General features: G+C 61.1%; 7 protein-coding genes. 2 read left to right on the top strand and 5 right to left on the bottom strand.

What is annotated here, in order from left to right:
• The 3 genes from EN994_RS17945 to EN994_RS17955 all read right to left on the bottom strand — a co-directional run.
• A partial coding sequence (locus EN994_RS17945; protein ID WP_245466044.1) for a pilus assembly protein TadG-related protein occupies positions 1-699 on the bottom strand: 699 nt, incomplete at its 3' end.
• 322 nt (positions 700-1,021) lie between these two features.
• A complete protein-coding gene (locus EN994_RS17950) occupies positions 1,022-1,285 on the bottom strand; it encodes a DUF6074 family protein (RefSeq protein ID WP_013532000.1) in 264 nt (87 codons plus the stop codon).
• Positions 1,286-1,476: 191 nt separating this feature from the next.
• The gene (locus EN994_RS17955) at positions 1,477-1,773 is read right to left on the bottom strand and encodes a DUF982 domain-containing protein (protein WP_013532001.1); all 297 of its coding nucleotides are present in this window, start codon (positions 1,771-1,773) and stop codon (positions 1,477-1,479) included.
• Positions 1,774-2,016: 243 nt separating this feature from the next.
• Between EN994_RS17955 and map the strand changes: the two genes are divergently transcribed.
• Positions 2,017-2,844 (top strand): type I methionyl aminopeptidase, encoded by an 828-nt coding sequence (gene map, locus EN994_RS17960; RefSeq protein WP_127307692.1) that lies wholly within the window; start codon positions 2,017-2,019, stop codon positions 2,842-2,844.
• A 27-nt stretch (positions 2,845-2,871) separates the two neighbouring features.
• Here map and EN994_RS17965 read toward each other — a convergent pair whose 3' ends face one another.
• Positions 2,872-3,771, bottom strand: a complete 900-nt coding sequence (locus EN994_RS17965; RefSeq protein ID WP_245441330.1) for a HAMP domain-containing sensor histidine kinase — start codon at positions 3,769-3,771, stop codon at positions 2,872-2,874.
• A gap of 6 nt (positions 3,772-3,777) precedes the next feature.
• Between EN994_RS17965 and EN994_RS36150 the strand changes: the two genes are divergently transcribed.
• A complete protein-coding gene (locus EN994_RS36150; protein ID WP_245441331.1) occupies positions 3,778-4,227 on the top strand; it encodes a hypothetical protein in 450 nt (149 codons plus the stop codon).
• Here EN994_RS36150 and EN994_RS17970 read toward each other — a convergent pair.
• A partial coding sequence (locus EN994_RS17970; RefSeq protein ID WP_164745989.1) for a response regulator transcription factor occupies positions 4,194-4,899 on the bottom strand: 706 nt, incomplete at its 5' end. The two genes, EN994_RS36150 and EN994_RS17970, sit on opposite strands and share 34 nt — an antisense overlap.

Here is a 4,899-nt window from a genome sequence, read left to right on the forward strand (position 1 = left end):
GACAAAGGGATCGCCGGCGGGCAGTGCCTGGGTGATCGGGGCCGCGCAGACGGTGGTGACGGGATTGCTGAGAGAGACACCGCCCGCCGATATCAGGCAATCGGCCTGCAGACCGGCCGCGCCCTGAAGCTTGATGGCGTCGGAGGCGATGGAATTGGACATGACCGAGCAGCCGGTGAGCTTAACGCTGGTGCTGCCGGAAAACAGCACCGCCTGCGACGCGGACGGATCGAGCGCGAGCATGCAAGCACTCGAGGCATCGGTAATGACGGCCACCGCCCTCGCCTGTTCGGGAACCTTTTCCTGTGTGAAGATCAGGGTGAACATCCGGTCGAGCTTCTGGCCGACGATCACCTCGACCGCTTTTTTCGCCGTATTCGGTCCGGACGCGGGCGGCGTATTGACGACGATCGTGCCCGAGCCCAGCCCGTTCGACGCCGCGGACTGGGTCGCAGCCGCGACGATCGTCGGCTTGTCGGAACCCGAAATCTGTTCGAGCGCTCCGGCATAGGCGGCTGCATCGGCCGTCGCCTGCAATCTCAGGCTGTTGTAGTACCAATAGGAGGTCTCGACGCCGAAGCCCGCAGCGCCGACAACGACCGGCAAGGTGAGGGCAAAAATGGTGGCGACATTTGCGCCCGTGCTCCGGCGCATGGCGTCCATTACAAGCCGAACACGGGTGAAGCTATTCAAGGCCATGGCTTAGATTAGAAAGCACGCATAAATGAACGAATGGCTAAAAAGTTCGGTGCATTTTTGAGCAGTGGTCCATTGGCTTCAAAAAAGAAGTGCTTCGCTGGCTGATCAACGCGCGAGCGCACTTCCTGGCAAGCGAGAAGGGCTAGGGCCAGCGGGAGGCGGCGAGAGAGAGCATCGATGTCCTAGAGCATCCGCCTGCGATAGGCAGCCATGGGTTCGCACCCGATCAGCGAACTTGCCGTCGAAGGCAGCAAACACCGATGTGTTGCTGCTCGCACTGTTGGAGAATGCAGTGGGAAGCCAAAGCTGTGCAGGATTTTCTTCAAGCGGAAAGAATCGGCATCGGCTCCGCAACCACCCCGGCCGACATCTCTCTTTGCACGGCTTGGAAAAACCTGCGCACTTCATCGCTGGCTGCTGTTCTGTCCCTGCCGGAGCCGACCACAAGATCGAGCAACTCCGACGCCTTGGCCCTCCAGAACGAGGTGGCGGTCTCGCCATGCAGGTTGCCGAGCTTGGCAGCAACCTCTCTGACCAAGAATACCTGACGGTCGATCGGGAATGCACGGATTTTTTCTGGGGACATCTTCCGAACCATGAGACTGACGCAACGAATCAACCATTGCCAACAAGCAATGGCGTAGCCGGGAAGGTGGAAACGGAAGCTTAACGGCGCTGACGTGGGTGCGGGGACGCAACGATACGCTCGCGACATCGCCTGTGCGTCAAACGCGCTTCATTGGTTGCAGTGGGGGGCAGGCGAAACGGCGGCGGCCCTTAGGCCTGGAGCGCCCTCGCCTCACCGCCGCGCTTGCGCGGCGTCATCATATCCCTGGCCATCAGTCCGCTGGCCCGGCAAAACGCCATGAACGCCCGGCAAGCATCCTCGGTCTTGACCACGTCTACCGTGGCCCCAAAGCAGGCGTTGAAGGCTTTCTGGTAGATCGGGCCCTGACGGCGCGCAGGCCAGTCCTGGAGAAAATCGAGCGCCTGTTCGACGCCGTAGATCTCCTCGACCGGCAGGCCGGGCGCGGGCGCTATGCGCACCGGCACCTCGAATTGCAGTCTGTCCATTTCCTGTCTCCCGAACTGGCGCCACCGCAGCAACGCCGTTCGTCGTCAAAAGTTGCTTTGACCGGCTTTTGGCCCAGAAATGTGTCGTCACTTGGGTCGCTGAACCGCCCATGCAAGGCGAATATCTCGAACTGTGCGGGTGCATCGGGCAGTTCTTCCTTGAACCTTTTGCCCTCAAGTGCCAAATCTGGGGAGATCTTCACGTCGGCTCTCTTGCAGGGCCCTACCCGCTACACGGACAAAATGGTCACCTATCTCGACGCTGCCACGGCCCCGCTCAGAAATACCGGCCAGATCCGCCTCTATGGCGAGGACGGCTTTGCCGGCATGCGCAAGGCATGCGATCTCACCGCGCGCTGCCTCGACGAGCTGGTGCCGATGGTCCAGCCCGGGGTCACCACCGAAGCAATAGACCGCTTCGTCTTCGAATTCGGCATGGACCACGGCGCGCTGCCGGCGACGCTCAACTATCGCGGCTACACGAAATCATCCTGCACCTCGATCAACCATGTCGTCTGCCATGGCATTCCCGACAACAAGCCGCTCAAGGATGGCGACATCGTCAACATCGACGTCACCTACATCCTCGACGGCTGGCACGGCGATTCTTCGCGCATGTATCCGGTCGGCACGATCAAGCGCGCCGCCGAGCGGCTGCTCGAAGTCACGCATGAATGCCTGATGCGCGGCATTGCGGCGGTCAGGCCGGGCGCCCGCGCCGGCGCCATCGGCGCCGCCATCCAGACCTTTGCCGAAGGCGAGCGCTGCTCGGTGGTGCGCGACTTCTGCGGCCACGGCGTCGGCCAGTTGTTCCATGACGCGCCGAACATCCTGCATTACGGCAGCGCCAATGAAGGCGTCGAGATGCGGCCAGGCATGATCTTCACCATCGAGCCGATGATCAATCTGGGCAGGCCGCACGTGAAGGTTCTGTCGGATGGCTGGACCGCGGTAACGCGCGACCGCTCGCTGTCGGCGCAGTACGAGCACACGATCGGCGTGACCGACACAGGGTGCGAGATTTTCACGCTGTCGCCCAAAAAGCTCGATCGCCCCGGCCTGCCGGCTTAGAGCGCACCTTACCCGGCGGGAGGCCGTCTATGCCGACTGCACATCCGCGGCATTCGGCAGGTCGATGGTAACGACCAGTCCGCTGGGCTGGTTGTCCTCCAATTCGATCCTGCCGCCGTGCCCCTGGACGATGTCGGCAACGATCGAGAGGCCCAGACCGAAGCCATGCTTCGACGCAATGCCGCGCGACGCATCTTCCTTGAAGAATGGTTCGAAAACACGGGCACGTGCCGTCATCGGAATACCCGGCCCGTCGTCCCCTACCGTGATGCGCGCCGCCGTGCCGGTCGCCGTCAAGGCGACCGTGACATTGCCAGCGAATTTGACCCCGTTGTCGCAAAGATTGGCGATCGCACGCGCCAATGCATTGGGCTTGCACCAGCCCAGAAGCCGGTCCGGCCCGGAATATGAGACAGGAAATCCGACATCGGAGAATTCGGCGCAGACGGTTTGCAGAACGCTGGCAATATCGGCGCGCTGCAGCTTCTCCGTCGAAACATCGTTGCGCAGGTAGGTAAGGGTCTCATCGATCAAGATTTCGATGTGCTGGACATCGGACAGGATTGCGGTTCGGATTGGGCCATCATCCATGCGCTCGGCGCGAAGCCGCAGCCGCGTCAAAGGCGTGCGCAGATCATGACTGACGCTGCGCAACATGCGCGTGCGGTTTTCGATCATCGTGCGGATACGCGTCCTCATCCTGTTCAGGGCGCGCGCCAACCCCACCATTTCAATGGAGCCGTGTTCGACGAAGAGCTGGTCGCCATTCTCGATCTCGGCCGAACCGACTGCCGCCGAGATGCGCTTCAACGGATCCGTCACGGCCCAAACCGCAAACAGCCAGATCAGCACGGGCAAGGCAACGAAAGCCATGAACCTGTAGAACGAGGCACGGACGAGGCCCGATGTCAGCCAGGAATCGGGCATGCCGAAATGGGCCAGGACGTCCTGCTGGTCGAGGTCGATGACAAACGCGTATCGGCCGCCGATCCTTATCCAGCGTCCCTCAACCGTCCCCCTGTCGATACGCAAAAGCCATTCGACACTTCGCCATTGCAGATAGGACTGGGGAATGCCGGTTATCCGGTCCTTGGGCAATATCTCGAAATCAAAGCCGGCCCGCTTTGCTGTCGCCAGAATTGCGCCACGCGCCTGCGCCGGCGTTTCTTGCAACAAGGCAGCAACAACGGCCGCACGCCCGGCGTTATCTTCCGCGGCGGGAAGATCGGCGTTCTCTATGAAACTCTCGACGACCGAACCGACGAACATGATCACGATCACCGCGATGAAAATGATTGCCACAAACTGCCCACGCACGGACTGTGGCAAGAAACGGCGGATGAAATCCCTTATGCTTCCTCCACCGTCGCGGTGAAGATGTAGCCACCCAACCGAACGGTCCTCAAAAGCACCGGATCGCGCGCATCCTTTTCGATCTTCCTGCGGATTCGACTGATATGGACATCGACGCTACGCTCGATCGGCCCCGCGAGCCCGGCATGGGTTACGCCCAGAAGTTCCTCACGAGAGAGAACCCGGCCTGCATTGCGACAAAACGCAAGCAACAGGTCGAATTCATGCGTCGTGGTCGTCACCCGCGCATTGTTGGGGTCATGCAATTGCCGGCGTATGGGATCAAGGCGCCAGCCGTTGAAACGAAGTACCTTCGACCAGTCCCGCTCGTCGGGATCATAGGCTGTACGGCGCAGCAGCGCCCGTATCCTGGCCGTCAGTTCACGCGCGCTGAACGGTTTCGTCACATAGTCGTCCGCGCCGATTTCCAGCCCGAAGATGCGGTCGATTTCCTCGCCGAGCGCGGTCAGCATCAGGATCGGAATGTTGGTTGCGGCACGAAGGCGGCGGCAGATGTTGAGACCGTTTTCGCCCGGCAACATGACATCGAGCACGATGAGATCGAATTTCTGGGTGCGAAGCGCGGCATTCATCTGGACGCCGCTCTCGGCAATTTCCACAGTCATGCCGTTGTCGGTGAGCGTGTCGCCCAGCATGCGTGCGATCTCCAGATCGTCTTCGACAATGAGGATGCGCGAACCT

This window comes from Mesorhizobium sp. M7A.F.Ca.CA.002.09.1.1 (assembly GCF_003998555.1).
Taxonomy (GTDB): Bacteria; Pseudomonadota; Alphaproteobacteria; order Rhizobiales; family Rhizobiaceae; genus Mesorhizobium; species Mesorhizobium ciceri.